Source organism: Cupriavidus sp. HMR-1, from assembly GCF_000319775.1.
Lineage (GTDB): Bacteria > Pseudomonadota > Gammaproteobacteria > Burkholderiales > Burkholderiaceae > Cupriavidus > Cupriavidus metallidurans.
In genome coordinates, this window is record NZ_ANKP01000226.1 from 24,778 (window position 1) to 51,594 (window position 26,817).

The following is a 26,817-nucleotide window of genomic DNA, read 5'->3' on the forward strand; positions in this document are numbered from 1 at the left end:
AGAGGATAAATTGTCAGATTCCGGCACCATTCGCATTCGCGGCGCCCGTCAGCACAATCTCAAGGACGTTGATCTCGACTTGCACACGGGTCAGATGACCGTGGTGACTGGGCCGTCCGGTTCGGGAAAGTCGAGCTTGGTGTTCGACACGCTCTACGCCGAAGGCCAGCGTCGCTACGTCGAGACGTTCAGTGCCTATGCGCGCCAGTTCCTGGATCGCATGGATCGGCCCCAGGTCGACAAGGTGGATGGTGTCCCGCCGGCCATCGCGATCGACCAGACGAATCCGGTGCGAAGCTCGCGGTCCACGGTCGGCACGATGACCGAGCTCAACGATCACCTGAAGCTGCTGTTCGCGCGCGCGGCGGAACTGTTCGACCGGCAGACCGCGTTGCCGGTCCGGCATGACTCGCCAGAGACGATTTATGCGGAACTGGTGGCCCGGACGAGCACGGGGCAGCCGTTTGCCGATGCCCGGCTGGTGCTGACGTTCCCGGTCGAGCTGCCGGAATCGGCCACCGAGGAAGAAGTCGCCCAATGGCTCTCGGTCAGCGGATACACCCGGGTGCACGGCCAGCGCGTGGTCGAGTCGGCGACCGGAAATCGCAAGGTGCTCGACGTGGTGGCGGACCGTTTCCGCATTGGCAACGTGGAGAAGGCGCGGGCGCTAGAGGCCATCGAGGCCTCGCTCAAGCGTGGCAGCGGCCGCGTCAGCGTGCATGTGGTGACGGACGAGGGTGAAGGGCCGGTCTGGAAGTTCTCGACCGGGCTGCATTGTCCGGAAAGCGATATCCGCTATGCGGACCCCCAGCCAGCGCTGTTCTCGTTCAATTCCGCCTATGGCGCGTGCGATGCCTGCCGTGGATTTGGGCGCGTGATCGGTGTCGATCTGGGGCTGGTGATTCCTGACGTCCGCAAGTCGCTGCGCGATGGGGCGATCAAGCCGATGCAGACCCCCGCGTGGAAGGAGTGCCAGGACGATCTGATGCGCTACGCGGCCAAGGCCGGCATCCCGCGAGATCTGCCGTGGAACCAGCTCAGCGAAGCCGAACAGCACTGGGTGATCCACGGGTCCCCCGACTGGAACGGGCAGTGGAACAAGCAGTGGTACGGCGTGATGCGGTTCTTCAACTACCTCGAGTCGAAGGCCTACAAGATGCATATCCGCGTGCTGCTGTCGAAGTACCGCAGCTACACGCCGTGCGAGACCTGTGGCGGTGCCCGCCTGAAAACCGAGGCGCTGCAGTGGCGCCTGGGGAGCACCGGGAACGCTAACGCCGTGCTGCCGCCGGCCGAGCGTTTCCTGCCGCGCGGCGTGGACTGGAGCCGCTCCCAACTGGAAGCGCTACCCGGCCTGACCGTGCACGACCTGATGCTGATGCCGATCGCGCGCATCCGGCGTTTCTTTGACGACCTGACGCTGCCGTCGGCGCTGCTCGACGATGCGCTCAAGCTGCTGCTGGCGGAGGTCCGCACACGGCTCAAATACCTGTGCGATGTGGGTCTGGGTTATCTGACGCTGGACCGCCAGAGCCGCACGCTTTCGGGCGGGGAAGTGCAGCGGATCAACCTGACCACGGCGCTTGGCACCTCGCTCGTCAATACGCTGTTTGTGCTCGACGAGCCCAGTATCGGCTTGCATCCACGTGATCTGAACCGCATCGTGGAAGCCATGCATCGCCTGCGGGACGCCGGCAATACGCTGGTGGTGGTGGAGCATGACCCGTCCGTGATGCTGGCCGCGGATCGCCTGATCGACATGGGGCCGGGGCCGGGCGAACGTGGCGGCATGATCATCTTCGACGGAACGCCAGAGGCCATCCGCAAGGAGCGGACCCTCACCGGGGACTACCTCGGTGGACGCCGCCGCGTGACGGACACGTCGGACTGGCAATTGCGCCCGATCGACGCCGCCACGCCGCGTCTGCGGCTGGAAGGGGTGCGCGAGCATAACCTCAAGGACGTCACGGTCGAGATCCCGCTCAATCGCCTAGTCTGCGTGACCGGTGTGTCGGGCTCGGGCAAATCCACGCTGCTGCAGGACGTCCTGTATCCGGCCATGGCACGCCATTTCGGCAAGGCTACCGAGTCGCCGGGCGTGTTTCGCGAACTGGTTGGGGCGGACCAGGTCGATGACGTGGTCTTCGTCGACCAGTCTCCGATCGGCAAGACTGCTCGCTCGAACCCGGCCAGTTACGTTGGCGCGTTCGACGAGATCCGGAAGTTGTTTGCCAAGGCGCCGCTGGCACTGCAGCGCGGCTATACGGCTGGCACCTTCAGTTTCAACTCTGGCGATGGCCGTTGCCCGACCTGTGGTGGTTCGGGGTTCGAGCACGTCGAGATGCAGTTTCTCTCGGATGTTTACCTGCGTTGCCCCGATTGCGATGGCACGCGCTATCGCCCGGAGGTGCTGGAAGTCAAGATCGAGCGTGCCGCGCGCGGCCAGGCGCCACGCGCCCTGAGCGTGGCCGACGTGCTGGAACTGACGGTCAGCGAGGCGACGGCCCTGTTCGAGAGCGATCCTGCCGTGTTGCGCGTGCTGGCGCCGATTGCGGACGTTGGCCTGGAGTACGTCAAGCTGGGGCAGCCCGTGCCGACACTGTCTGGCGGCGAGGCGCAGCGTCTCAAGCTGGCCGGCTTTCTGGCGGAGGCGGCGCAGGCCCAGCCGGTCAAGAACCGCAAGGCGGTGCTGCTGCCGAAGCGCCTGTTCATGTTCGACGAGCCAACCACCGGGCTGCACTTCGACGATATCGCCAAGCTGATGCGGGCTTTCGGCAAGCTGCTCGATGGCGGCCATTCGCTGATCGTCATCGAGCACAACCTGGACGTGATCCGTGCTTCGGACTGGATCGTCGATCTGGGTCCGGAAGGTGGCGACGCCGGCGGCGAGGTGGTCTGCGTGGGGACTCCGGATGACGTCCGGACGTGTGCCGAATCGCATACCGGCCGCGCGCTGATCCACTATGACGGGGCATTGGGCGAGGCCGGCACGCTGGCGGCGGAGCGCGCCGAGACTGCGGAACATGGCCTGCCGCTGCAGGCGGCAGTGCAGGCCGCGCGGGCGCGCCGCGCCATCGAGGGCGAAAACGTCGTGCGTATCGTGAATGCCCACGAGCACAACCTCAAGTCGCTCAACGTCGATATCCCACACGGCAAATTCAATGTCATCACCGGGGTATCGGGTTCGGGCAAGTCGACGCTCGCGTTCGACATCCTGTTCCACGAAGGACAACGCCGCTATCTGGAGTCCCTCAACGCCTATGCGCGTTCGATCGTGCAGCCGGCCGGGCGGCCCGAAGTGGATGCGGTCTACGGCATTCCACCCACGGTGGCGATCGAGCAGCGCCTGTCGCGTGGCGGGCGCAAGAGCACCGTGGCCACCACGTCGGAGGTCTGGCACTTTCTGCGGCTGCTCTACGTCAAGCTCGGCATCCAGCATTGCGTGCACGACGGCGCGCCCGTGACTTCACAGAGTCCGGCATCGATCGTCGCCCAGCTGATGCGCGATCATCGCGGCCAGCACGTGGGTTTGCTGGCGCCGCTGGTAGTCAACCGCAAGGGTGTCTATACCGATCTGGCCAAGTGGGCCAAGGCGCGTGGCAACACGCATCTGCGCGTTGACGGCGAGTTCCTGCCGGTCGATCCGTGGCCACGCCTGGACCGTTTCCGCGAACACACGATTGAATTGCCGGTGGGCGATATCGTCGTGTCGCCGGACAATGAGGCGGAACTGCGCGCGCTGCTGGAGCAGACACTCGAACTCGGCAAGGGGGTCATGCATTTGCTGGCCCCGCTCGATGGACTGCACGACGCGATGCAGGGAGGCAAGAACACCGGGCACGTGGGCGAAACGAAGGTGTTCTCGACCAAGCGTGCATGTCCGGTCTGCGGCACGAGCTATCCGGAGCTGGATCCCCGCATGTTCTCGTACAACAGCAAGCATGGCTGGTGCAACACGTGCGTGGGCACGGGTCTGGCGCTGACACGCGAGCAGCGCGCCGCGTTTGACGATACCGTGCTCGGTGGCGATGACCGTGGCCGTGAGCAGAGCCTGCCGTCGGAAGAGCAAGAGCCGGAGGGCGTGGGTGACGCGGCGTGTCCCGATTGCAGCGGGACGCGTCTCAATCCCGTGGCGCGTGCGGTAACGTTCGATGCCAATGCGATTACCGATGTAGCGCAATGGACGGTGTCCGATACCCGCCGCTGGGTAGACGGTTTGCGCCTGAAGGGGCGCGATGCCGAGATCGCGCGCGACGTGGTGACGGAGATCGCCAGCCGCTTGCAGTTCCTGGAAGAGGTGGGGCTCGGTTACCTGAGCCTGGACCGTGCCGCGCCGAGCCTGTCTGGCGGCGAGGCCCAGCGTATCCGCCTGGCCGCGCAGCTCGGCAGCAATCTGCAGGGTGTTTGCTATGTGCTCGATGAGCCGACGATCGGCCTGCATCCGCGCGACAACCAGATTTTGCTCGATGCCTTGCGCAAGCTCGGCGACAAGGGCAATACGCTGGTGGTGGTGGAGCACGATGAGGACACGATCCGTCGCGCCGATCACATCATCGACATCGGCCCGGGCGCAGGCAAGCGCGGTGGCAGCCTTGTGGCGCAGGGTGGCGTGGAAGCGCTGGCGGCGGCCAAGGATTCGACCACCGGGCAGTTCCTGGCCCATCCGATGATCCATCCGCTGCAGGCGCGCCGTCCGGTCACACCCGCACGCGCGGGCAAGCCCGCGGATCCGCCGCAATGGCTGACCGTCCACGGTGCCAACCTGCACAACCTGCGTGATGTCACCGCGCGGATTCCGCTGACGCGGTTGGTGACGATTACCGGGGTGTCCGGATCCGGCAAGTCGACGCTGGCGCGCGATGTGCTGATGACGAACCTGCTCGACGCGGTCGGGCGATCGGTGATGTCCTCGCCGGCCACGCGCCGCGCTCGGGCTGTGGCCGAAAAGGCTGGGAAGCCGACGGCGACCAAGTCGCTCAGCGTGGAGCACGCGTGGCATGGCTGCGAGTCGATCAGTGGCTGGGAGTCGATCGACCGTGTGCTCGAAGTCGATCAGACCCCGATCGGCAAGACGCCGCGCTCCTGTCCGGCGACCTATATCGGCGTGTGGGACGCCATCCGCAAGATGTTCGCGGAAACGCTCGAAGCCAAGGCGCGCGGTTATAGCGCGTCGCGGTTCTCGTTCAATACCGGCGAGGGCCGCTGCCCGGCGTGCGAGGGCCAGGGCGTTCGGACGATCGGCATGAGTTTCCTGCCGGACGTGAAGGTGCCATGCGATGTCTGCCATGGGCAGCGCTTCAACCCGGAAACGCTGGCGGTGACCTGGCGCGGCAAGAACATCGGCGAAGTGCTGACGATGGAGATCGACGAGGCGGTGGAGTTCTTCTCGGCCATCACGCAGATCGCGCATCCGCTGCAACTGATGAAGGATGTCGGCCTGGGCTACCTCACGCTGGGCCAGCCGTCGCCCACGTTATCGGGCGGTGAGGCGCAGCGCATCAAGCTGGTCACCGAACTGTCGAAGGTCCGTGACGACATCACACGCCGCGGCCAGAAAGCGCCGCACACGCTGTATGTGCTCGACGAACCGACGGTGGGCCTGCATATGGCCGACGTGGCGCGCCTGATCAAGGTGCTGCATCGCCTGACCGATGGCGGGCACAGCGTGGTGGTGATCGAGCACGACCTTGACGTGATCGCCGAGGCCGACTGGATTATCGACCTCGGGCCGGAAGGTGGCGCGCATGGCGGCACGATCGTTGGTGCGGCGGATCCCGAGGCATTGTCCCGCATTCGGGCGAGCCACACCGGCGCGGCGCTGGTGCCGGTGCTGGCGCGCGCTGCGCAGGATAGCGAAAGGGCGACGGGCTGAAGTCGGCGGGAGGGCGAGGCTGGCTGGCCCTGCGGGCCGGCTAGTGCTTTCGGGCGGAACTGCGGGGCGTCGGCCCCTGGATCGCCGCCGCGCAGAAATCAATCAGTTCCTCCATCGGCGGTTCCGAGCGCGAGCGTTTCCCGCGCTCGCGCACCCAATGGGCCAGCGCGTAGACCACGGTGTCGATGAACCAGACCATGCGTAGTTTCATCACGTCGCGAGGCACGTTCGGAAACAGCTGGTAGATATGCTCCCGCACGCGGTACAGCGCGCTCATCGCGGTCCGATCCACGAGGCCCTTGCTCAGCAGACCCGGGCTGAACGTGGTCTGTGCCAGCACCTGCAGGTAGTTGGTGCCCCAGTCCGTCTGGAGCACCACGTCGACCAATGGGCGAATCGTGGCATCCACCACGCCGTGAATGTCGACGGGCGTCCCGCGTTGCTCCAGCGCGTCGAGATAGCCGTTCCGGATCCGGTTGATCTCATGCAGGCGGCGGTTGAGCAGATGGCTCACCAGGGCTTCGCGTGACCCGAAGTGGTAGTGCAGGGCGGAGCGGTTCTTCTGGCCGCTTTCCACCACGATCTGCCGTAGTGCCACCTGCTCCACGCCCTGTTCGGCAAAAAGCCGTTCGGCGATTTCGAGGATCCTTCTTGCGGTGTCGGTCAGGTCGTCGCCATTGTCGTCGGTCGCTTCCACGCCGGGGCTGCCACGCCTGGCAGCCTTGCCTTGCGCAGGCGGCTTGTGCTCGTCGACGATGATGGTGCGCGCTTGCTTGAGCTTCATCAGAAATGTCCTGCCGTTCCCTGAGCTTCTCGGTGGATGAATGAAAGCCCGGCAAGGATACGGAAAAATCTGATGTCCGACATCTGTCGAGGCTTCGAATCCGTCCAAATACCCGTCCAGTTGGGGAAAGTCCTAGCTATCTGAACCTTCGGATGGCCTTAGCCTTCGTCCTTGTCAATTTAATACGAGAGATTAAATGACATGACGTAATCGCAAGATTGCGCCTCAGGGCACCGGGTCGGAGGAACCGGAGTCATGGGCCACCACACCAGAGGACGGGGATTTCAAAACATGAAGAAGACGCTGTTCGCCGCCATTGCCGGCGGCCTGCTTGCGCAAGGGGCGCAGGCACAATCGTCCGTGACGCTCTATGGCGTTGTGACGACGAGCATCCAGTACGTCAATCACGTACAGAACACCAACAACGGCGTGCTGGCGCCGGGTAGCGGGTCGGACGTGTTCATGAACTCGTCGGGCATCGCGCAGTCGCGTTTCGGCTTGCGCGGTATCGAGGATCTTGGTGGCGGGCTCCAGAGCTTGTTCGTGCTGGAGAACCAGTTCAATACCGACAATGGACAGATGGGTAACGGCGGCCTGCTGTTCGGCCGCCAGGCTTACCTGGGCCTGCAAAACCAGTGGGGGAAGCTGACGTTCGGCCGCCAGTACACCTCAGCGTTCCTGATCATGGGTAGCTTCACGCCAGCAGCGTACGCGCCCGAGTTCGAGCCCGTGGTCGGCATTGCCGGGGCGAACTTCCGCGAAAACAACATGGTCCAGTACCAGGGCACGTTTGGCCCGGTTTCGCTGATGACGCACTGGTCGTTCGGCGAGCGCACCGGTACGTTCGCGGCCGGTTCGGCGTACGGTATCGGCGCGTCCTACCAGTCTGGGCCGTTCGGTGTCGCGGCGGCCTATGACGAAGTCAAGACGCTGAATACCGCCCAGGCAACCGGCGTGTCGGGTTCGAACGACTACGGCCGCGACATGCGCGCGATGGTCGCGGGCAGCTACCGTCTCGGACTGGTGAAGATGGTCGCCGGCTATCGCTGGGGCAACTCGGTGGCACCGTCGACCGGCACGCCGACGCTGTTGCCGCATCGCGACAACATGTACTGGGCCGGCGTGTCCTGGGATGCCACGGCCGCGCTGCGCCTGACCGCGGCGTACTACTACGACGACATCAAGGACGCGACGATCGCTGGGCAGCACGTCAACCCGAAGAATCCTCAGCAGTACCTGGCGCTGGCCGACTACAACCTTTCCAAGCGCACGGATGTCTTCTTCGCGGTGATGTACGCACGCAATGCGTCGCTGAACTGGGACAACATCTCGTACTTGCCGAATGGTCAGTCGGTGGGCTATCTGCCGTCGACCTCGCAGGTCTACTACAAGACGCCTGATGCCAGCGGTCAGTTGGGCGTTTCGCTGGGTCTGCGCCACATCTTCTGATCCCACTGAAAGCGAGGGCCTGCGCGGCGCTCCACTCCGCGCAGGTATTCTGGCGCCGCAATGGATGTTGCGGCGCCGTTTTTGCTTGCCGCGTTGCTTCTGTCGCCACCATTGCCGCTTTCAAGGGGGCGAGGGGTGGTCGCCACCACTCCAGATCGTCCGACGTTGCCGAACGTAGGTATCATCATCATGTTTTCGCCAAACGGTCCGGACGATATGCAACGCAAGACTTTCCGCAATATGCAATGCCCGATCGCCCGCAGCCTTGAGCGTGTGGGTGAATGGTGGAGCATTCTGATTCTGCGCGATGCGTTCTATGGCACGAAGCGCTTCGACGAGTTCCAGCGAAACCTCGATATCGCGCCAAACATGCTGACGCGCCGGCTCAACGGGCTGGTCGAGGAAGGCCTGCTGGAAAAGCGCCAGTATTCGGAGCGCCCGCCGCGCTACGAGTACGTGCTGACCGATTGCGGGAGGGATTTCCGCCCGGTATTGCTGGCGCTGCTGGCCTGGGGCAATCGCAACTTCGCGCCGGAAGGGCCCAGTGTCCAGATCGTCGATCGTGAAACCGGCAAGGTGGTGGAACCGATGCTGGTGGATACCGAGAACGGCGAGCCGCTGCAGATGGGCAGGCGCCATGTGCTCAGGGCAGGGCCGGCGGCCGATGAGTCCACGCGCGCGCGGCTTTCTTCCGCGACATCTCACATGACAACGGCGGCTCCGGCGGCCCCGGCAGCCCCTCTGACGCGGGAAGCCGGCAAGGTTGCGTGACGCGCCAGCGCCTTCCAGGTTGCTCCGAGAGCATTTCTGACATAGAGTCCAAGGCATAGCACCCGTCTTCCGACGGTTTTTTCCGCCGACTCCGGATACGACCTGATGCCACGTCTTTCCTATCCGTGCCTGGCCCTGGCCGCGTTGCTCGCAGCCTGCACCAGCACACCAATGCCTCCTCCCACCCCGCCACAACGCACGCCTCCCACTAGCGTGGCACCTCCTGCCGGAAACTACGGCGGCGTCAGCCGGGCGCAGATGGAAGCCGCCGGCAACGCCTGCGAGAAGATGGTCGCAAACGCCGTCAAGAATCGATATCCGCAGCCCGGCAGCGTGATGATGATGCCGGACCGCGAGCGGATCTATCAACAATCCGCCTCGCAAGCGGGCGTGAGCGGCGAGGGCACGTTCGAGCCCGATGGCACCGAGGAGAGCATGTCGTTCCGCTATACGTGCCTCTTCAACTTGCGGACCAACCACGTCGATGACGTGCAGATGCGCTACGGCCCGTACTATTGAATGGGCACCACGCACCTGCGCACCTGCGCGGCCGTTAGACCATTCCCCCATTCGCGCGCAACACCTGGCCGTTGATCCAGGCCCCATCGGGGCTGGCCAAGAATGCCACCGCTGCCGCTATATCTTCAGGCGTGCCCAGTCGTTCGAGCGGATTGAGCTGCGCGAGCCGTTCGATCGTTTCAGGTGATTTGCCGTTGAGGAACAGGTCGGTAGCGGTTGGCCCCGGTGCCACCACATTGACGGTAATGGCGCGGCCGCGCATCTCCTTGCTCAATACGGCGGTCATCGCTTCCACGGCCGCCTTCGAGGCCGCGTAGATGCCGTAGCGCTCCATGCGCAAGCCAATGACGCTGGTCGAGAGATTGATGATCCGGCCGCCATGGCGCAGGCGGCGGGCAGCCTCGCGCATGGTGTGGAAAGCCCCTTTCAGATTGATGTTCATCACGCGCTCGAATGCTGCGTCGTCAGACGCTGCAATCGTGTCGAGCACCATCACGCCCGCGTTGTTGACGACGACGTCGACGCGGTCAAACTTGGCCTCGGCTGCATCGAACATGCGGGCGACCGCGCTGGCATCGCTGACATCTGCCTGGAAGGTCATGGCCCGGCCACCACTTGCTTCGATCTTGCGACGCAGATCCTCGGCAGTGTCCGCGCCGTTCGCATAGTTGATAACGACCGCGAAGCCGTCGCGGGCCAGCCGCGCCGAAATGGCGGCGCCGATGCCACGTGATGCGCCGGTAACAATGGCGACCTTTTGCGAATCCCCTTGCGACGGTTGCGAGTGGTCTGTAGTCATGGCATTTCCTCGGATGAACTGAATCGGTGAGGGAACGATAGACCTTACGCCATGCTAGATAAACAGGCAAAATCCGGTATCAGTATTCGAAAATCCGAACAATATGGACCGTATCGACGCCATGCGCGTGTTCGCACGAATCGTGGAGCGGCGCAGTTTCACCGCTGCGGCCAAGGACCTGGACTTGCCACGCTCGTCGGTGACCGACGCGGTCAAGCAACTGGAATCGCGGCTTGGCGTGCGATTACTGCAGCGGACCACACGCCACGTGAGCCCGACGCTCGACGGCGAAGCCTATTTCCAGCGCTGTCTGCGGCTGCTGGCGGATTTCGAGGAGGCCGAGGCGGCATTCGCGGGCACCTCACCTAAGGGCGTGCTGCGGGTCGACGTGCAAGGGCAACTCGCGCGCCGCTTCCTGTTTCCGGCCTTGCCGGCATTCCTGGCACGGCACCCGGGCATCACGCTGCAAATCAGTGAGGGCGATCGTCTGGTCGATCTGGTTCGGGAGGGCATCGACTGCGTGCTCCGGGTTGGTGAACCGCAGGACAGCGAGATGGTGGCCAGACGCGTGGCCCGACTGGCGCAACTCACGCTCGCCGCTCCCCCGTACTTTGCGCGACATGGCAATCCAGTGTCGATCGAGTCGCTTGGCGACCACAGCATGGTCGGGTTCCGCTCCACGCTAACCGGTGGTCTGCTGCCGCTCGAATTCATGACCGGTGGGGTACCCAGCGAGGTCATGTTGCCGGCGCCCGTGTCGGTGAGCGGCGCGGAAAGCCTGGTGGCGGCATGTCGGCTCGGCCTCGGATTGATCCAGGTGCCGCGCTACCACATCGAGGAGGATTTGCTCCGCGGCACGTTGGTCAGCGTGTTGCCGGAAACTCCCCCACCAGCGATGTCGGTATCGCTGCTGTACCCCCGGAGTCGTCAGTTGTCGCAGCGAGTGAGAGTGTTTCTCGACTGGGTTTCGGCGGAGTTCGCAAAACATCGTGGAACGAACGGCGTAGAAGTCGACTGAACGCGCGATACTTGCCAGACATCAGTCAACCGGGCGTTGAAGCGAGTCCAGCAGACCTTGGCGTTTTCCCGTATTGTTGCGACTTGGCGATAGTTGACGTTGCAACGAAATCGCCGTTTCCGACACTCGCTCCCGTTCGACACCGTGCAGAACAACGCCAGCCAGCCAGCCTCCGCCGCCGCGCCCCTCGACACCCCGATGACTGCGCGTGAGAAGCGCGGCATGGCCGCCATCATGATCGCGGTCTCGCTGGCCACGCTCGACACGGCAATCGCCAACACAGCGCTGCCCAATATCGCGGCCGACCTGAACAGCACGCCGGCAGCTTCCGTGTGGATCATCAACGCTTACCAGTTGGCCATGGTGGCGACGCTGCTGCCGTTCGCGGCGCTGGGCGGCATTCTTGGCCATCGGCGGATCTATCTCGCCGGCGTGGTGGTGTTTATCGTCTCGTCGGTGATCTGCGCGATGGCGTGGTCGCTGCCATCGCTGGCCGCCGCGCGCGCGCTTCAGGGCATTGGCGCCTCCGCGATCATGAGCGTGAACACTGCCCTGATCAGCGCCATCTTTCCGATTCACCGCCTTGGCCGCGGTGTTGGGCTCAATGCGCTGGTGGTGGGGGTGTCCTTCGCGGTTGGGCCGACCGTGGCATCGGTCATCCTGTCGTTCGGATCATGGCCGTGGCTGTTCGCGGTGAACCTGCCGATCGGGCTGCTTGCGCTGGCGATCGCCATTCCGTCGCTACCGAAGACCAAGCGTAGCGACCATGGTTTCGACCCCGTGGCGGCCATTCTTAACGTCATCACGTTTGCCTCGCTGATCTTTGCATTGGGCGAGGGCGTCCAGCGCGCGCCGGCCGAATACGTGGTGACTGCTGCCATCGTGTTCGTCATTGCGTTCGTATTGCTGCTGCGCCGCGAGCGCGGCCACCCGGCCCCGATGTTGCCGGTGGACCTGTTCAAGCGGCCGATGTTCGCGCTCTCGACGCTGACGGCAATCTGCTCGTTCGCGGCGCAAGGGCTGGCCTTTGTGTCGTTGCCGTTCTATTTCGAGCATGTCCTGGGTCGCAGTCCGGTGGAAACCGGGTTCCTGCTCACGCCGTGGTCCGCCGTGGTGGCGCTGATGGCGCCGATCGCGGGCCGCCTTTCGGATCGCTATCCGCCGGGGCTGCTCGGCGGTATTGGCCTGGCGATCATGGCCGTGGGCATGGCGTCGCTGGCGCTGATGCCGGCTGACGCCAGCGTCCTCAATATCGGTATCCGCATGGCGATCTGTGGCGCTGGTTTTGGATTCTTCCAGTCACCCAACCTCAAGGCGCTGATGGCCAGCGCGCCGCGCGAGCGTGCCGGCGGCGCCAGCGGAGTGGTGGCCACGGCACGGCTGCTTGGTCAGGCCACGGGCGCTGCGCTGGTGGCGTTGTCTTACAGCATTGCCGACAGCCACGGCCCGACGCTTGCGCTGGCACTCGGCGCAGGATTCGCGGGTGCGGCAGCGGTTGCCAGTGGGCTGCGGCTGGTGACGCCGCAGAGTGCCGATAGCGCCGCGATGCAAACCGCCAGAAAGTAGTCGAGGCATATCGCCGGACGTCTCTGCCGCCTATAGTGGTCCTGAAGGGGACCACGTATCGGGACAATGTCCCGCCTGGGACGTCCAACCGCCCGCCAGAGGCTGGAACGCCTGTTGCACAGACACGGCGTGCATCGTGACCGGCTGGCGGCGCCGTGCCTCCTGTTGGCGCGCGTGCGAGGGAGGTAGCGATGAATCTAGCCGCCATTCTGGTCAGCGCGAGCGTGGCCGCGTCCGTGGCCGTGTCCTCCACGCCTGTCGAACGGCAGTTGCTTGCCATCAGTCCCCACGATTTTGCCCAGCAATTCAACGCCGTTGCCCATGATTCCGGGGCAAAGATGGTGCTGCCGGATTTCCACGCCAAGCCGGGCTGGCATCGGGCCAAGACCAGCGAGGGAATTTCGGTGATGGTGCGGGGGGCGCCGACTGGCTATGCGATCGACGAAGTGATCGTGGTGTGCCAGACCGGCGAGCAATGCCTGCAGACGATTTCCACGGCGGCCCAGGCCATCGACTCGACCATCGACCAGACATTGCTGCAGTACTTCGTGGCCGCGCGCATCGCCGAGCAGATTGGTGAGGTGGCGCTGGTGATCTCGGGGCTGGTGTATCTGGTGGTCTCGCCGGACGATCAGGACTACGTGGCGCTGGTCATCCGCCCCTATCTGCCGCAGCAGGAGCTGACCGCGAAGACCCAGGCGGCGCTGCAACCAGCGGCCTTGCCGCCACCCGGCGCGTTAGCGATGTAGCGGAGGCGTTGCGTGGGCCGCGCGCTCATCGCTATGCGAGTGATCGAGATCCATCGCGCGTTGTTCGAGCAGGCGCTGCAGTTCCGTTGCGCCACGGTAGTAGTGCGCCAGTAACAGGCGCAACTCGACGTCATCGAGTGGTTCGCGTAGCAAGTCGCCATATGCGGCGGCGGCGCGCGCCGCCTGCTGCGCTGCGAAATCGATCAGACCCTGTTTACCGGCAAGGAAAGGCGGAATCTCCCGAAGACCGGCCGGAGCGTCATTGGCATCCTCGCCAGGGATGCCGGCACGCGCCGCCAGTTCCGCGGCTGCGCAATGCTGCAGGTTGGCGCGATAGGCCAGCTCGGCACGCCATTGAGGTTCCGTAGCCACGGCGGCCACGGCTGCCAACGATTCCGCGCACCGCCTGGCATGGAGGCTGAGCCGCGCCAGTGCAGTGGTCAGTGCTTCCATGACGTACGTCTCCGTTGCATCTCCACCTACTGTAGGTGACGCACGCCCGGTTCGCTCGCGGTACGAATCTTGCGTCCGGCAGTCTTCTTTGTGGCAGTCCTTTTACTCGGGCAATACAGCGATGGCCTCGATCTCGAACAACATGCCATCCAGCGCCAGTCGCGGCACCGGGATCAGCGTGCAGGCGGGGGCTGGCCAGTCACCGAGCATGGCTTGCCACGCGCGGCTGAAGATCGCCAGACGGTCCATCGAATGGTCGACGATGAGCACGGTGATCTTTGCGATATCAGGAATGTCGGCGCCGCCGGCCTGCAGCGCGACGCGCAGGTTGGCAAGCGCCTGTTTCACCTGCTCCTGGAAGCCGGCACGCAAGCCGCCGATCATGTCTTCCCCGCCTTGCCCGGCCGCGAAAATGATCCTTGCCGGACGCGTCGCCACGGCCACATGCGAATAGCCGTTGAGCTTGGGGTCGTAAAGATCGGGGGGATTCATGAACTGGAGATAGGGAGCGCGGGGCGATTCAAGCAGCATGGCAAAGTCCTCCGTGGAAAGTCGCGCCAGTATCAAACCTAAAGTGCACTTGAGGTCAAGCTGTTTGTAGGCGAATTTTCACGCTACGATGGCGCATCGTCCGTGACCAGCTTTCCACCACCATGAAACGCGCCCTCGAAGATCAGGAAGACCACCCGTTGCGATCCGGTGATCCGCTCACCGTTGGCGAGGTTGCCGCGCGTAGCGGCGTCGCGGTGTCCGCGCTGCATTTTTATGAATCGAAGGGATTGATCTGCAGCACACGAAGTGCCGGCAACCAGCGCCGGTATCCGCGCGGGATACTGCGGCGCCTTGCGGTCATACGGGTGGCCCAGCGCATGGGCTTGCCGCTGTCCGTGATTGCCGAAGCGTTCAGCCGCCTGCCGGATGACAAGGCGCCGACGGTTGCGGACTGGCGACGGCTTTCAGCCGTATGGCGCGCGGATCTGGACGCGCGCATCCGCACGCTGACGCAACTCCGCGATCAGCTCGACGGCTGTATCGGATGCGGGTGTCTGTCCCTGAAGGAATGTCCGTTGCGCAATCCGCAGGATGCGCTGGCAGAAGAAGGGCCCGGCCCGCATTTCGGGGCCGGGCCCTGTGAGCACCGGAAATCGGGCAAGGCGCGATGACCGGGGCGGCGGTAGAGCCGCCGGTCAGGGCGCCACGATCACCCGGGTGCGAATGAAGGCGTCATCCTTCATCAGCGCCTCCGCCCAGCCGGCAGGTGGCACCAGGCTGATGTCGGTAATCGCGTAGCCGATATCGCCCTCGGTCTGCAGTTGCTGGGCAACGATATTCGCGCCGATCTCGGCCAGCGCCTGGTTGAAGTGCGACAGCGTGCCCGGCCGGTTGTAGTGGATGTTGAGCACGCGGGCCGGAGCCTGTTGCGGCGCCGGCTGAATCTGGGGCAGGTTCACTGCGCCCAGGGTTGCGCCGGTTTCGAGAAAATTGACCAGCTTGGTTGCCACTTCCACGCCAATATTCTCCTGCGCCTCTTCGGTGCTGCCGCCGACATGGGGCGTCAGGATGACATTCGGCTTGCCCTGAAGCGGCGAGACGAACGGATCGGCGTTACTGCGCGGCTCTTCCGGAAACACGTCGATGGCTGCGCCAGCCAGTTGCCCGTTGTCCAGCAATTGCGCCAGCGCCGGGATATCCACCACGGTGCCGCGCGACGCATTGATCAGGATGCTGCCAGGCCGCATGGCAGCCAGTGCCTTGGCATCCATCAGGTTGCGCGTTTGCGGCGTGGCGGGAACGTGCAGCGTCACGACGTCGGCCTGCGACAGGGCATCTTCGAGCGAGTGCACCGGCATGGCGCCTCCGATCGACAGGCGGGGGCGGATGTCGTAGAACACCACGCGCATGCCCATCGCCTCAGCCAGGATGCCAACCTGCGCGCCGATGTTCCCATAGCCGATCACCGCCATGGTCTTGCCCCGGATCTCGAAGGCACCCTTGGCGGTTTTCTGCCATTGGCCGTTGTGGGCGGCGCGGCTCTTTTCCGGGATGCGCCGCATCAGCATGATGGCCTGCCCGATGACCAGCTCCGCCACAGAACGTGTGTTCGAGAACGGCGCATTGAAAACCGGGATGCCGGCATGGGCAGCCGCGCCCAGGTCCACCTGGGACGTGCCGATGCAGAAGCAGCCGACCGTGAGCAGCCGCTGCGCCTTGGCGAACGCTTCGGCTGTCAGCGTGGTAGCCGAGCGGATGCCCAGCAGTTCGTAATCGCGCGTGGCGGCAAGCAGCGCGTCGCCGGCCAGGGCCTTGCCCTGGGTGGCGAGGTCGATCTGGTGGCGGCTCAGCAGTTGCTGGGCGCTGGCGTGGATGTTCTCGAGAAGCAGGGCGCTGGCCATGATGGTCGGGCTGAATGCAGGAGAGTTGGGAAGGCACGGGGCGTCCATATGCGATTTGCGATTTGCGATGTGCGGGACGCGCATGGACACACCTTACCACCGACGCTTACCCGTGCTGTTGACGTGGGCAAGGGCATCAGCGGGATTCCGTCTGGACTCCGGAACCCCGGAGGAGTCGGAACAGCGAAAACATTCAACTCGTGAAACTAGAAAGCTGAATTCGGACCCGGGAGGAATCTGAGACGATGCAGCTTCTGCGCCGGGAGGGGTGCATTGTCATCGTCAAGGGGAAACAAGAATGAAGCGCGCGCAATCAGCCGTCCTGACCGCTTTGGCCGCGGGAGGGCTACTGGCTCCGCTGGCCGGTCACGCCACGGAAGGCGCACTGGGTCGCCCGGTGACCGGCACGAGTGTGTCGCCCAATGTGGCCGTCATCCCGTCCGAGCCGGTCTGGATTGCAAATTTGCAACAGCTTTACATGGACGGATCGGTCAGTGGCGGCCGGGAAGTGCCGATCGCCGGCAAGACCTCGATCGGTCTCGACGCGAAGGTCGCCTTCACGCTGGCCACGCTGATGAAGGTCTGGGATACCGGCGGAGGGGCGTGGAACTTTGCATCGAGCTTTACGCTGCCCTACGTCTGGATGTCGGTCCATACCACTGCCGGTATAGGCAATTTCTCGCGTGGGACATCGGATCGGGCCTCCAATCTGTACGACATGTACTTCAGCCCGATCATCGCGGGCTATCACTTCTCGAAGACCAGCCATATGGCGCTGAGCTTCAACGTGTGGGCGCCCACGGGCCAGTACGACAAGAATGCGTTGGCCAACCCGAGCCTGAACAACTGGACCTTCGTACCGCAGATTGCATTTACGCATCTGATGCCGGAATACGGGCTCGAATTCAACGCGGTAGGGGCTTTCCAGTTCTATACGCGGAACACCGCTACTGACTATCAGAATGCGCCGCTGTTCACGCTCGACGTGATGGGCGTGAAGAAATTCGGCAAATGGGGCGCTGGCATCGTGATGGGCACCGTGCAGCAGCTGGGCAACGACAGCGGGCCGATTGCGGATCGCCTGAGCGGATTCCGTGGCCGTGACTTCGCCATGGGCCCGATCGTGACCTATGACACCAAGCTCGGTGGCAAGGCGCCGCTGTCCCTCTCCCTGCGCTGGGTGCCGACCGTCGCCAGCAAGAACCGTCTGGACAGCACGGCGACGGTGATGGGGAGCGCGACGCTGGTGTTCTGAGGCGCGGCGTGTTCGCAGGTTCCTTTGGATAAAGGGGGCGGCCTGGCAAGGTACTGGGTGCGTGATGGCACCGCGACTCGCGGTATCATCGCGCCCTTTGTCGTTTACGCCTTACCGCCTTGCCTCAAGCCGTACCCCGTATCGCCCCGCCGGCCCGCCGGCGTCAGTGCCCGCCGGTCACCCCCGGCCGCGCGCTTGGCCCCAATGATTTCGCGTTCTACCGTGGGTACCTGCAGGGGCTGGACCTCGGGCGTCTGGCTGACCGCTATCTGGACAACGGTCTCGATCTGCGCCTGGTCCGTTCCCAGCTTCTCTGGATCGAGGAAGCGCTGGCGCGGGGCATCAAGCGTCTGGCTACCCGTCCCCGATCTGGTGGCAGCGGCGAGGAGCGGATGCTGACCGAGTCGGCGTGGCTGGCCCTGATTCATGCGCCGGCCGGGGAATCCGTCACAGCCAGGCAGACCCGCCAGCGCAGGCTGCTGCGGGCGCTCGACGCGCTCCAGCCGATGCTGCTGACGCGCCCCACTGCAGCCGATGCGGTGAGTGGCTGGTTTGCTTCGGCCATCGCCGCAAGGCTGGCGGACGCCGGCTGGCAGACGCTGGGCGCATTGCAGGCTGCAGTGGGCGCGGGCGGACAGGGCTGGTACCGGCGCGTACCCGGCATCGGCGCGCGGACCGCGCGGCAGGTGGAGATCTGGTTGCAGGAGCAGGGCGCCCATATTGGCGCGATGGCTGCCGTATTGGCGCCGGGGCCGCTCGAGTCGCTGCGTGCGCCGGGCGCACGCGCCGAAGTCAGGGCGATTCAGGGCTGGCTGGGCGGCTATCAGCCGGAAGGCGGGCACACCTGGCGCGCCTACCGGACGCAGGCCGAGCGGTTCCTGCTATGGACCCTGCACGCACGAGGCAAGTCCCTGGCGACGGTGACGGCCGAGGATGGCGCCGCCTACATCGCGTTCCTCGCCGATCCGCAACCTTCCGCCCAGTGGGTGGGCCGGCGCGGCACGCCGCGCGACCGCCATGACTGGCGGCCTTTCGAAGGACCGCTTTCCCCTGCCAGCATCCGTCATGCACGCAAGATCCTCAGCACGCTGTATGGATGGCTGATCGAGCAAGGCCATGCGCGCGCGAATCCGTTCGAGGTGTTGTCCCTCCCGACTGACGGGGACACCCCTCGCATCCAGGTTGCCCGCAGCTTCACTGAGCCGCAGTGGCGCTTCCTGCTGCGTCATGTGTCGAGTCTGCCCGCCGACGACCCGCGTGCCGCGCGGTTGACCTTTATGCTGCACCTGGCACATGCCTCGGGGCTGCGTATCTCGGAGCAGGCGGCGGCTACGGTCGGGCATCTGACGTGGAACGGACACTGGACGCTTGCGGTGCCGGGCCCCAAGCCGCGCCAGATTCCACTTCCCGAGGCAGTGATCGATGCCCTGCGTGGGCATCTGGCAGCGCGTGGGCTGGGGCGCGGAGTCGAAAGCCTGCCGGCCGCCACGCCGCTGATCGGCCGCGTCAAGACTGGTGACGAGGGTGGCGCGCTGTCGGTCGCGCAGATCGGCGCGATCTGGAAGCGGTACTTCGCCCAGGCCGCCACCTTGGCGGGGGCCGAGGATGACGCGGCGCAACTGGCCCAGGCCAGCGCGCACTGGATGCGGCACACGGCGGGTGCGCACGCAGTGGCGCGAGGCGTTGCGCTCGAGGTCGTGCAGCAGCAGCTTGGTCATGCGAGCCTGGACACGACGTCAATGTACGTGCTGGCCGCGTGATGGCCACCTGATGGCCACATGATGGTCACGTGATGGCCGGCTACCCGGCCTTCGTCGATTTCCTTTAGCCCGGCGCTCGAAAAATCTTACTTCGGTCAGCCCCCGACTCAGCGTAACCTGCCCGAATTCCGGGCGATCCGCACGAGAGGGAGCATTCGCATGACACGGGTGGGGCCGTGAACGAACTGATCGATATCGTCACGCCAACGCCGCCGTCGTGGATGCCGCAGACGGTAGGCTGGCTCGTGGTTGGCGTCGTGCTGTTTGCCGGGGTGCTCTGGCTGGCCTGGACGGCCGTGCGACGCTGGTACGCCAATCGTTTCCGCCGGGCGGCGCTCAGGGAATTGACTGCCTTGCAGCAGGCGGCGGATAGCGCCGAACGGGCCAAGCTGCTCTTGTCGCTGGCCGAACTGCTCAAGCGGCTGGCACTGGCCCAGTGGCCCCGGCATACCGTGGCGGCTTTGTCTGGCCCGGCGTGGCGCGATTTTCTGCACACCCATGCAGGTAGCGCGGGCGATGCGGTACCGGCTCTCGCGGCGCTGATCGACGATGCCGAGTATCGCGGCGCGGCTACCCTGGCCCAGTGGCCCGAGGCGCAGCTTCGGGCAACCCTTGGCGCATGCCGGATCTGGATCGCCGGCTATCGGCACGATGCGCACGATGATCACGTTTGAGTATCCCTGGCTGTTCGCGCTCCTGCCGCTGCCGTTGCTGCTCTGGTGGTGGCTGCCGCCATATCGCGAGGAAAGCGCGTCGGTGCGCCTGCCGTTTTTCGGGGAGGTGGCCAGTGCCGCTGGCCTGAAGCCTGCGCTCGGGGCGCACGTGCCGCGGCGCAATCTTGTCCAGTTGCTGTTGGGGCCGATTGCATGGGGCCTGGTAGTCGTCGCGCTGGCCCGTCCGCAGTACCTGGAGCCGCCGCTGCAACGGACCCAGCCCGTGCGCGATCTGCTGCTGGCGCTCGACCTGTCCCAGTCGATGGACACGCGCGACTTCAAGACCCCGTCGGGCGCCCTGGAGCCGCGCGTCGATGCCGTGCGGCAGGTGGTGGCCGATTTCGTGGCGCGCAGGACCGGTGATCGCATCGGGCTGATCGTTTTTGGCGATGCCCCGTATCCGCTGGCCCCTTTCACGCTCGACCACGCACTGGTGCGTGAACTGCTGACCGACATGGTGCCCGGCATGGCCGGGGCTAGCACGTCGCTCGGTGACGCCATCGGCCTCGGTATCAAGATGTTCGACCAGAGTCACGCGCAGGAGAAGGTGATGATTCTGCTGACCGACGGCAATGACACCGCCAGCCGGATGCCGCCGGCTCAGGCGGCCGACATCGCGAAGACGCGCGGCGTGGTGGTCCATACCGTCGGCATCGGGGACCCGGCCACGACCGGCGAGCAGAAGGTCGATCTGGACGCGCTGAAGCACATTGCCAGCACCACCGGAGGCCGGTACTTCTTTGGCGCTGACCAAACCAGCCTGGCCTCTATCTACGCCACGCTGGACCGCGTCACGCCGCACAGGGAGAAGACACTGACATGGCAGCCGCGCCGCGAGTTGTTCATGTGGCCGCTTGGCGCCGCCGTGTTGCTGATGCTGTTCTACCAGTTGGCGATGGCGCTCTACGCGCGCTGGCTGGCGCGGGCGGCTGCGTTGGAATCGACCGCATGAGCGCGTACGTCGAGGCCCTGGCCGAGTTTCATTTTCTGCGCCCCTGGTGGCTGCTGGTGCTGCTGGCGGCGATCTGGCTGCCTTGGGCTGTGCGACGCCGTGGCGATATTCGTCGACGCTGGCGGGGTGTCATCGCGCCCCACCTGCTCAATGCGTTGGTGGTTGGAGAGACCCGCAAGCGCGCGCTGCGCCCGGTACATCTGTCGGCCTTGCTGCTGGCGTTGGGCGCCATCGCGCTGGCGGGGCCGACCTGGGAGCGCGAACGGCCGCCGTTTCCGTCGGACAAGGCACCGCTGGTCATTGCCGTCGACCTGTCGCCGACGATGGACGCCATCGACGTGACCCCGACCCGGCTCGAGCGGGCCAAACTCAAGATCAAGGCATTGCTGGCCCGGCGCGACGGCGGGCGCACGGCAATCTATGCGTATGCAGGCTCGACCCATCTGGTACTGCCGCTGACCGATGACCCAACGCTGCTGCAGACGTTCGCCGATGCGCTGCAGACCCGTATCATGCCGGTGCCCGGCAAGGACACCGTGCTGGCCGTGCGGACCATCGACGCAGCGCTGAAGAAGGAGACCGTTCCCGGAACGATCCTGTTGCTGACCGATGGCGTGGAGCCTGCTGCGGTCGAGCCGCTTCACGCCTACGCCCGCTCTGCGCCGACGCAGGTGGTGGTGCTTGCCATCGGGACGGTGGATGGTGGCCCGCTGCGCGGTCGTGATGGCACCGCGCCGGGGCTGGACTCAGCCACGCTTCACGCGCTGCGCGCAGCGGACATCGACGTTGCGACGCTGACCCCCGATGGCGATGCCGACGTGGCGTGGGTGCAGCGCCATGTGCGGCAGCACGTGGAACAGGCCGCGTCGCCCGACACGGTGCGCTGGCACGACGTGGGCTGGCCCCTGACGATTCCGATCGCGCTGCTGGCGCTGCTCTGGTTCCGCAAGGGCTGGACGATCCGCTGGATCGTCGGCATCGGCGCGGCCATGGTGCTGGCTGCGCCGCAGGCCGATCTGCGGGCGCAATCCACCGCCGCCCCGCGAGCATGGCGCATGGCCGATCTCTGGCTCACGCACGACCAGCAGGGGCGGAGGGCATTCGAACAGGGCAAGTTCGCGGAGGCCGCGACGCAATTCGACGATCCGATGTGGCGCGGCGTGTCGTGGTACCGCGCAGGCAAATTTGCCGAGGCCGCGCGCGAGTTCGAGCACATCAGCAGTCCGGACGGGCATTTCAATCTGGGTAACGCGCTGGCGAAGCAGGGCAAGTATCAGGACGCCATCCCGCAGTACCGGCTGGTACTGCAGCAGCGGCCCGGCTGGGCGCCAGCGCAGCGCAACCTGGCGCTGATGCAGGAGTTGATCGAGCGCCAGAAGCAGAACGAGAAGCACGATGAGGAGGCGCCAGACGTCAAGCCGGATCAGATCCAGTACGACGCCTCGGCGCCACCGCCCCCTCCCGGTGGTGACAAGATGCAGCAGGGCCTCGCGCAGCAGAACGCGGAGATGTGGATGCGCGCGATCCAGACGTCTCCGACGGAATTGCTGGCGCGCAAGTTTGCGCTGCAGCGCCAGCAGGGGAAGCCATGATCGCGCGGCTGCTTGCCCTGATCACGTTCTGCATGGCTGCACTGGCCCATGCGGCCGAGCCGGCGCCGATCGTTCGCGTCGACGTTGGCGGCAACGGTGCCCAGCGTCCCGCCGTGGTTGGACAGTCCGTCCAGATCTCGGTGACGATCCTGGCACCGAACTTCTTCATGTCGGCGCCGGTGTTCCCGCCACTGCAGGTGGCTGGCGCCGTGATCACGATGCCGGACGATCGCGCCGTCAACTCGACCGAGACGGTGGGCGGCGTCAGCTATGCGGCGATCACCAAGACCTATGTGCTGACCCCGCAAAGCGCCGGCGATTTCACGCTGCCGCAGCCGGAGATCACGTTTACGTACGCGGGTGGTGACGGCAAGCCGCTCTCCGGCAGCGTCACGTTGCCGCCCACGGTGATTCATGCCGGCGGGCAGGGCGGCAGCGGTGCGCCGGGCGCGGCATCCGGCGTGCAGGCAATTGTCGGCACGCTTCCGGCCGGGCCGCTCCAGATCACGCAACAGTTCGATCGCCCGGTCACGGGCAAGGATGCCCACTTGCGCGCAGGGGATGCCGTAGTACGGACGATTACGATCGTCGCGCCCAATGCGCCGGCCATGATGATCCAGCCGCCCGTGTTCGAGGCGCCAGGTGGGGTGAAGCTGTTCAAGGCGGATCCGCAGCTATCCGATGGCGCGGCCGGTGCCGGCGAGACCCCGGGCGGGCGGCGCGTGGAGCGCGTGACCTATGTGTTCGAGTCCAGCGGCAGTCACACGCTGCCGGCGGTGACCGTGAAATGGTATGACCCCGCCAGTGGCAAGCCTTCCGAGTCGGTGGCCCCGGCCATTACCGTGGAGGTGGGCCGAGCTGGGCCGGGCCTGGGCCTTGCGCCGACCGGCGACGCGTTCGGTGCGGAGGACTGGTGGCCGGCCTGGCTCGACGGCAGGGTCTTCGCCGGATTGGTGGGACTGGCAGTGATTGCCCTGGCGGCGTTCGGGCTGCGCAGGCGGTTGCCGGTCTGGTGGCACGCACAATTGAAGGCCTGGAAGGCCGCCTGGCGCGAGCTGCGTGGCCCGCTGCCACCGCTTAACCCATGAGTGGTCTGGGCGCCATTAAGAATCTCGTAAAAAATCATTCAGATCAGTCAATAAAATATTGCATTCCTTCGCCGAGCCAGGATGCGCATACTGCCCGTGTTCCGGACTGCACCGGGCAAGGGACACTGATGGCACGTAAACAGCAGGCAAGGGCGGTGGCCGCAAGCGCGGCGCCGTCATCGTGGCGGCGGCGGATGTGGCTGGGCGCGCTGGTCGTAGGGATGGCCGGGGCAGGCGCTGCCGCCACGGTCTGGTATAGCCGGCACAATGGGCAGGGCGCGGACCCCGCGTCGATTCGCGCGGGCGATGGCGTCAACGGCCCGGCCGGCATGGTGCATATCCCGGGCGGCGAATTCCTGATGGGTAGCGACCACAAGATGTCCCAGGCCAACGAGCGCCCGGCGCACAAGGTGCAGGTCAAAGCCTTTTGGATGGATCAGCACCACGTCACCAATGCCGAATTCCGCAAGTTCGTCGAGGCCACGGGCTACCTGACCACGGCGGAGCGCAAGCCAGACTGGGAGACGCTGAGGGTTCAGCTTCCGGCCGGCACGCCACGCCCGCCTGACAGCGCGATGGTCGCGGGCGGGATGGTCTTCGTCGGCACCAACAGCCCGGTGCCGCTGCGCGAATACTGGCGCTGGTGGCGCTTCGTACCGGGCGCGGACTGGCGTCACCCGACCGGCCCGGGCAGCTCCATTGAAGGCAAGGACAACCATCCCGTCGTGCAGGTCTCGTATGAAGACGCGCAGGCGTATGCCAAGTGGGCCGGCAAGCGTCTGCCCACCGAGGCCGAGTGGGAGTTTGCCGCCCGTGGCGGCCTGGAGCAGGCCACCTATGCCTGGGGCGACAAGTTCGCGCCGGATGGCCGGCAGATGGCCAATGTCTGGCAGGGCCAGCAGGTGCAGCCGTTCCCGGTGGTCAGCGCCAAGGCGGGCGGCGCGGCTGGCACCAGCGCCATCGGCACGTTTCCGGCCAATGGCTACGGGCTCTATGACATGACCGGCAACGCCTGGCAGTGGGTGGCCGACTGGTATCGCGCGGACCAGTTCCGCCGCGAAGCCACGGTGGCTGCAGTGCTGCAGAACCCGACCGGTCCGACCGATTCATGGGACCCGACCGAACCGGGCGTGCCGGTGTCGGCGCCCAAGCGGGTCACGCGCGGTGGCTCGTTCCTCTGCAACGAGGACTTCTGCCTCAGTTACCGCCCGAGCGCGCGGCGCGGTACCGACCCGTACACCAGCATGTCGCACCTCGGCTTCCGGCTCGTGATGGATGACGCCCGTTGGGCGGAAGTTCGCAAGCAGCCATCCGTGGCAATGGCCGCAGGCGGGCCGCAGAGCGTGCAGAAATAGCGCATCGAAGCGGCAAGCCGCAAAGCAGACAGACAAGAGACGCACCGAACCGGAGAGAACCCGATGGAACATGCCCGCGCACCGTGGTTGCGACGCTGGATCAATACCGCGGTCGCGGCCCTTGTCATTGGCGCCACCGCCACCACGCTGGGCGGATGCGCATCCAGCGCGCCGCAGGCTGGCGGCACGCAGGACTCGGCGCAGACCGCCGTCAATGCCGAGGCGGCGCTGCCGTCCTGGCGCGATGGCGCCACGCGCAAGACGATCATCAAGTTCGTGGCCGACGTGACGCAGCAGGGCTCGCCGACCTACGTGCCCCCGGCTGAACGGATCGCCGTGTTCGACAACGACGGCACGCTGTGGAGCGAACAGCCGCTGTATTTCCAGTTCTTCTTCCTGCTCGATCAGGTCAAGGCGGCAGCGCCTTCACATCCGGAATGGAAGAACAATCCGGCGTTCAAGGCGCTGATGGCCAATGACATGGCCGGGCTTATGCGCGAGGAAAAGCGGTTGTTGCCCCTGATCACGGCGGCGAACAGCGGCATGACCGTCGACGAGTATGACCGCACGATTCGCGCATGGATCGATACGGCGCGGCATCCCAAGTTCAACCGACGCTACACGGACCTCGTCTACCAGCCGCAGTTGGAACTGCTGTCGTACCTGCGGGCCAACGGCTTCAAGACCTATATCGTGTCCGGCGGCACGATCGAGTTCATGCGTCCCTGGACCGAGCGCGTGTACGGGATTCCGCCCGAACAGGTGGTTGGCTCGACCCAGACCATCACCTATGACGTCCGCGACGGCAAGCCGGTGCTGATGCGTGGTCCGAAACTCGACTTCATCGACGATGGCCCGGGCAAGCCGGTCGGCATCTATCGCCAGATTGGCCGCCAGCCGATCCTGGCGGTGGGCAACTCCGACGGCGACCTGCAGATGCTGCAATACACGATGGCCGGCACCGGCGCGCGCCTGGCCATGCTGGTCCACCACGACGACGCCCAGCGCGAGTTCGCCTACGATCGCCAGTCGAAGATCGGCAAGCTCGACAAGGCGCTTGACGAAGCGACGACGCGTGGCTGGACCGTCATCAGCATGCAGAAGGACTGGGCCCAGATCTATCCCGCCGCGAAGCCGTGAAATGCCGCTTCAGGCTGCCCCCTCGGTTGACCCTTGGGGTTGCCTTGCCAGTGCGGACGGAACAGTACAAACCACAACACCAACACCAACAATAGCGGAGCCCTCGATTGGCAGACTTCACAGGCAACAAGCGCGGCAAGAAACGTGACGGCAGCCGACCGTAAGCTGGGGCAGGGGATGCGTGCGAAACGGCGGCCAGCCCAAGCATCCGAGCCTGCTGTCCTGCCGCGGTCGACCGCGTGGCGATGGCCCGCGTTGCTGCTGATCCTGTCCGGCGCTGCAGGCCTGGTTTATCAGGTGCTGTGGATCAAGCAACTTTCGCTGGTGGTCGGCGTCGAGGTACAGGCGGTGACCACCGGTGTCAGCGCGTTCTTCGCAGGCCTGGCGCTTGGCGGCTGGCTGGTTGGCCGTCACGCCGATCGCAGTACCTCGGCCTGGCGGCTATACCTCTGGCTCGAAGTCGCCATCGCCCTGCTGGGTATTGGCGCGACGCTGGCGCTGGCTCATGCGGCGGCGCCGTTCGCATGGCTGCAGTTGCGCGCGGGGGCCGTGGCGTGGGCGCTTCCGGTGCTACTGGTCGGCCTGCCCG

At 65.4% G+C, this 26,817-nt stretch carries 21 protein-coding genes and 1 pseudogene; 17 read left to right on the plus strand and 5 right to left on the minus strand.

The window, feature by feature from the left end; translation table 11 throughout:
- Positions 1 to 10 precede the first annotated feature (10 nt).
- Positions 11 to 5,872 carry an excinuclease ABC subunit UvrA gene (gene uvrA / locus D769_RS21880; protein WP_008649540.1) on the plus strand — a complete coding sequence of 1,954 codons (5,862 nt, stop codon included), beginning with the start codon at positions 11 to 13 and terminating at the stop codon, positions 5,870 to 5,872.
- Positions 5,873 to 5,912: 40 nt separating this feature from the next.
- Here the strand turns inward: uvrA and D769_RS21885 are convergent, their stop codons facing one another.
- Positions 5,913 to 6,656, minus strand: a complete 744-nt coding sequence (locus D769_RS21885; protein WP_008649542.1) for a TetR/AcrR family transcriptional regulator — start codon at positions 6,654 to 6,656, stop codon at positions 5,913 to 5,915.
- Positions 6,657 to 6,947: 291 nt separating this feature from the next.
- On the opposite strand from D769_RS21885, the gene D769_RS21890 reads away from it, so the two are divergent.
- The 3 genes from D769_RS21890 (at position 6,948) to D769_RS21900 (ending at position 9,395) form a co-directional block, all read left to right on the plus strand.
- Positions 6,948 to 8,105, plus strand: a complete 1,158-nt coding sequence (locus D769_RS21890) for a porin (protein ID WP_008649543.1) — start codon at positions 6,948 to 6,950, stop codon at positions 8,103 to 8,105.
- A gap of 189 nt (positions 8,106 to 8,294) precedes the next feature.
- Positions 8,295 to 8,876, plus strand: coding sequence for a helix-turn-helix domain-containing protein (locus D769_RS21895; RefSeq protein ID WP_035883583.1), 582 nt, complete (start codon positions 8,295 to 8,297; stop codon positions 8,874 to 8,876).
- A 105-nt stretch (positions 8,877 to 8,981) separates the two neighbouring features.
- Positions 8,982 to 9,395, plus strand: a complete 414-nt coding sequence (locus D769_RS21900; protein ID WP_011519001.1) for a hypothetical protein — start codon at positions 8,982 to 8,984, stop codon at positions 9,393 to 9,395.
- Between the two features lie 34 nt (positions 9,396 to 9,429).
- Here D769_RS21900 and D769_RS21905 read toward each other — a convergent pair whose 3' ends face one another.
- On the minus strand, positions 9,430 to 10,194 hold the full coding sequence (locus D769_RS21905; protein ID WP_008649549.1) for an SDR family oxidoreductase: 765 nt from the start codon (positions 10,192 to 10,194) through the stop codon (positions 9,430 to 9,432).
- A gap of 103 nt (positions 10,195 to 10,297) precedes the next feature.
- Here D769_RS21905 and D769_RS21910 point away from each other — a divergent pair, with 103 nt between their 5' ends.
- From D769_RS21910 to D769_RS21920, 3 genes are all read left to right on the plus strand, one after another.
- The gene (locus tag D769_RS21910) at positions 10,298 to 11,212 is read left to right on the plus strand and encodes a LysR family transcriptional regulator (RefSeq protein ID WP_008649551.1); all 915 of its coding nucleotides are present in this window, start codon (positions 10,298 to 10,300) and stop codon (positions 11,210 to 11,212) included.
- 198 nt (positions 11,213 to 11,410) lie between these two features.
- Positions 11,411 to 12,778 (plus strand): MFS transporter, encoded by a 1,368-nt coding sequence (locus D769_RS21915; protein WP_040011190.1) that lies wholly within the window; start codon positions 11,411 to 11,413, stop codon positions 12,776 to 12,778.
- 191 nt (positions 12,779 to 12,969) lie between these two features.
- The gene (locus D769_RS21920) at positions 12,970 to 13,527 is read left to right on the plus strand and encodes a hypothetical protein (RefSeq protein WP_008649555.1); all 558 of its coding nucleotides are present in this window, start codon (positions 12,970 to 12,972) and stop codon (positions 13,525 to 13,527) included.
- On the opposite strand, the gene D769_RS21925 is transcribed toward D769_RS21920, so the two are convergent.
- Together D769_RS21925 and D769_RS21930 are read right to left on the minus strand one after the other, a co-directional pair.
- On the minus strand, positions 13,516 to 13,980 hold the full coding sequence (locus tag D769_RS21925) for a hypothetical protein (protein ID WP_008649557.1): 465 nt from the start codon (positions 13,978 to 13,980) through the stop codon (positions 13,516 to 13,518). The two genes, D769_RS21920 and D769_RS21925, sit on opposite strands and share 12 nt — an antisense overlap.
- Before the next feature lie 102 nt (positions 13,981 to 14,082).
- On the minus strand, positions 14,083 to 14,511 hold the full coding sequence (locus D769_RS21930) for a RidA family protein (RefSeq protein WP_008649559.1): 429 nt from the start codon (positions 14,509 to 14,511) through the stop codon (positions 14,083 to 14,085).
- Between the two features lie 122 nt (positions 14,512 to 14,633).
- Here D769_RS21930 and soxR point away from each other — a divergent pair, with 122 nt between their 5' ends.
- Positions 14,634 to 15,143: a redox-sensitive transcriptional activator SoxR gene (gene soxR / locus D769_RS21935; RefSeq protein WP_011518994.1), complete on the plus strand. Its 510-nt coding sequence runs from the start codon at positions 14,634 to 14,636 to the stop codon at positions 15,141 to 15,143.
- A gap of 24 nt (positions 15,144 to 15,167) precedes the next feature.
- Here the strand turns inward: soxR and serA are convergent, their stop codons facing one another.
- A complete protein-coding gene (serA, locus tag D769_RS21940) occupies positions 15,168 to 16,373 on the minus strand; it encodes a phosphoglycerate dehydrogenase (protein WP_040011191.1) in 1,206 nt (401 codons plus the stop codon).
- A 298-nt stretch (positions 16,374 to 16,671) separates the two neighbouring features.
- Here serA and D769_RS21945 point away from each other — a divergent pair, with 298 nt between their 5' ends.
- From D769_RS21945 to D769_RS21985, 9 genes and pseudogenes are all read left to right on the plus strand, one after another.
- Positions 16,672 to 17,628: a transporter gene (locus D769_RS21945; RefSeq protein ID WP_008649578.1), complete on the plus strand. Its 957-nt coding sequence runs from the start codon at positions 16,672 to 16,674 to the stop codon at positions 17,626 to 17,628.
- A gap of 119 nt (positions 17,629 to 17,747) precedes the next feature.
- Positions 17,748 to 19,388: a phage integrase family protein gene (locus D769_RS21950; protein ID WP_008649579.1), complete on the plus strand. Its 1,641-nt coding sequence runs from the start codon at positions 17,748 to 17,750 to the stop codon at positions 19,386 to 19,388.
- A 176-nt stretch (positions 19,389 to 19,564) separates the two neighbouring features.
- The gene (locus tag D769_RS21955) at positions 19,565 to 20,062 is read left to right on the plus strand and encodes a DUF4381 domain-containing protein (protein WP_008649580.1); all 498 of its coding nucleotides are present in this window, start codon (positions 19,565 to 19,567) and stop codon (positions 20,060 to 20,062) included.
- Positions 20,049 to 21,053, plus strand: a complete 1,005-nt coding sequence (locus D769_RS21960) for a VWA domain-containing protein (RefSeq protein WP_008649581.1) — start codon at positions 20,049 to 20,051, stop codon at positions 21,051 to 21,053. Before D769_RS21955 ends, D769_RS21960 begins: the two co-directional genes overlap by 14 nt.
- Positions 21,050 to 22,645: a VWA domain-containing protein gene (locus D769_RS21965; RefSeq protein WP_008649582.1), complete on the plus strand. Its 1,596-nt coding sequence runs from the start codon at positions 21,050 to 21,052 to the stop codon at positions 22,643 to 22,645. Before D769_RS21960 ends, D769_RS21965 begins: the two co-directional genes overlap by 4 nt.
- A complete protein-coding gene (locus D769_RS21970) occupies positions 22,642 to 23,733 on the plus strand; it encodes a BatD family protein (protein WP_008649583.1) in 1,092 nt (363 codons plus the stop codon). The genes D769_RS21965 and D769_RS21970 overlap by 4 nt, the downstream gene beginning before the upstream one ends.
- A 128-nt stretch (positions 23,734 to 23,861) precedes the next feature.
- A complete protein-coding gene (locus D769_RS21975) occupies positions 23,862 to 25,088 on the plus strand; it encodes a formylglycine-generating enzyme family protein (protein WP_052018142.1) in 1,227 nt (408 codons plus the stop codon).
- A 63-nt stretch (positions 25,089 to 25,151) separates the two neighbouring features.
- Positions 25,152 to 26,228: an HAD family hydrolase gene (locus tag D769_RS21980; protein WP_008649586.1), complete on the plus strand. Its 1,077-nt coding sequence runs from the start codon at positions 25,152 to 25,154 to the stop codon at positions 26,226 to 26,228.
- Positions 26,229 to 26,405: 177 nt separating this feature from the next.
- A pseudogene (locus D769_RS21985) lies at positions 26,406 to 26,817 on the plus strand (spermidine synthase); the annotation flags it as partial.

Coding starts and splice junctions, on each gene's coding strand:
- D769_RS21885 (WP_008649542.1), bottom strand. CDS start 6,656: ATGAAGCTCAAGCAAGCGCGCACCATCATCGTCGACGAGCACAAGCCG.
- D769_RS21890 (WP_008649543.1), top strand. CDS start 6,948: ATGAAGAAGACGCTGTTCGCCGCCATTGCCGGCGGCCTGCTTGCGCAA.
- D769_RS21895 (WP_035883583.1), top strand. CDS start 8,295: ATGTTTTCGCCAAACGGTCCGGACGATATGCAACGCAAGACTTTCCGC.
- D769_RS21900 (WP_011519001.1), top strand. CDS start 8,982: ATGCCACGTCTTTCCTATCCGTGCCTGGCCCTGGCCGCGTTGCTCGCA.
- D769_RS21905 (WP_008649549.1), bottom strand. CDS start 10,194: ATGACTACAGACCACTCGCAACCGTCGCAAGGGGATTCGCAAAAGGTC.
- D769_RS21910 (WP_008649551.1), top strand. CDS start 10,298: ATGGACCGTATCGACGCCATGCGCGTGTTCGCACGAATCGTGGAGCGG.
- D769_RS21915 (WP_040011190.1), top strand. CDS start 11,411: ATGACTGCGCGTGAGAAGCGCGGCATGGCCGCCATCATGATCGCGGTC.
- D769_RS21920 (WP_008649555.1), top strand. CDS start 12,970: ATGAATCTAGCCGCCATTCTGGTCAGCGCGAGCGTGGCCGCGTCCGTG.
- D769_RS21925 (WP_008649557.1), bottom strand. CDS start 13,980: ATGGAAGCACTGACCACTGCACTGGCGCGGCTCAGCCTCCATGCCAGG.
- D769_RS21930 (WP_008649559.1), bottom strand. CDS start 14,511: ATGCTGCTTGAATCGCCCCGCGCTCCCTATCTCCAGTTCATGAATCCC.
- soxR (WP_011518994.1), top strand. CDS start 14,634: ATGAAACGCGCCCTCGAAGATCAGGAAGACCACCCGTTGCGATCCGGT.
- serA (WP_040011191.1), bottom strand. CDS start 16,373: ATGGCCAGCGCCCTGCTTCTCGAGAACATCCACGCCAGCGCCCAGCAA.
- D769_RS21945 (WP_008649578.1), top strand. CDS start 16,672: ATGAAGCGCGCGCAATCAGCCGTCCTGACCGCTTTGGCCGCGGGAGGG.
- D769_RS21960 (WP_008649581.1), top strand. CDS start 20,049: ATGATCACGTTTGAGTATCCCTGGCTGTTCGCGCTCCTGCCGCTGCCG.
- D769_RS21965 (WP_008649582.1), top strand. CDS start 21,050: ATGAGCGCGTACGTCGAGGCCCTGGCCGAGTTTCATTTTCTGCGCCCC.
- D769_RS21970 (WP_008649583.1), top strand. CDS start 22,642: ATGATCGCGCGGCTGCTTGCCCTGATCACGTTCTGCATGGCTGCACTG.
- D769_RS21975 (WP_052018142.1), top strand. CDS start 23,862: ATGGCACGTAAACAGCAGGCAAGGGCGGTGGCCGCAAGCGCGGCGCCG.
- D769_RS21980 (WP_008649586.1), top strand. CDS start 25,152: ATGGAACATGCCCGCGCACCGTGGTTGCGACGCTGGATCAATACCGCG.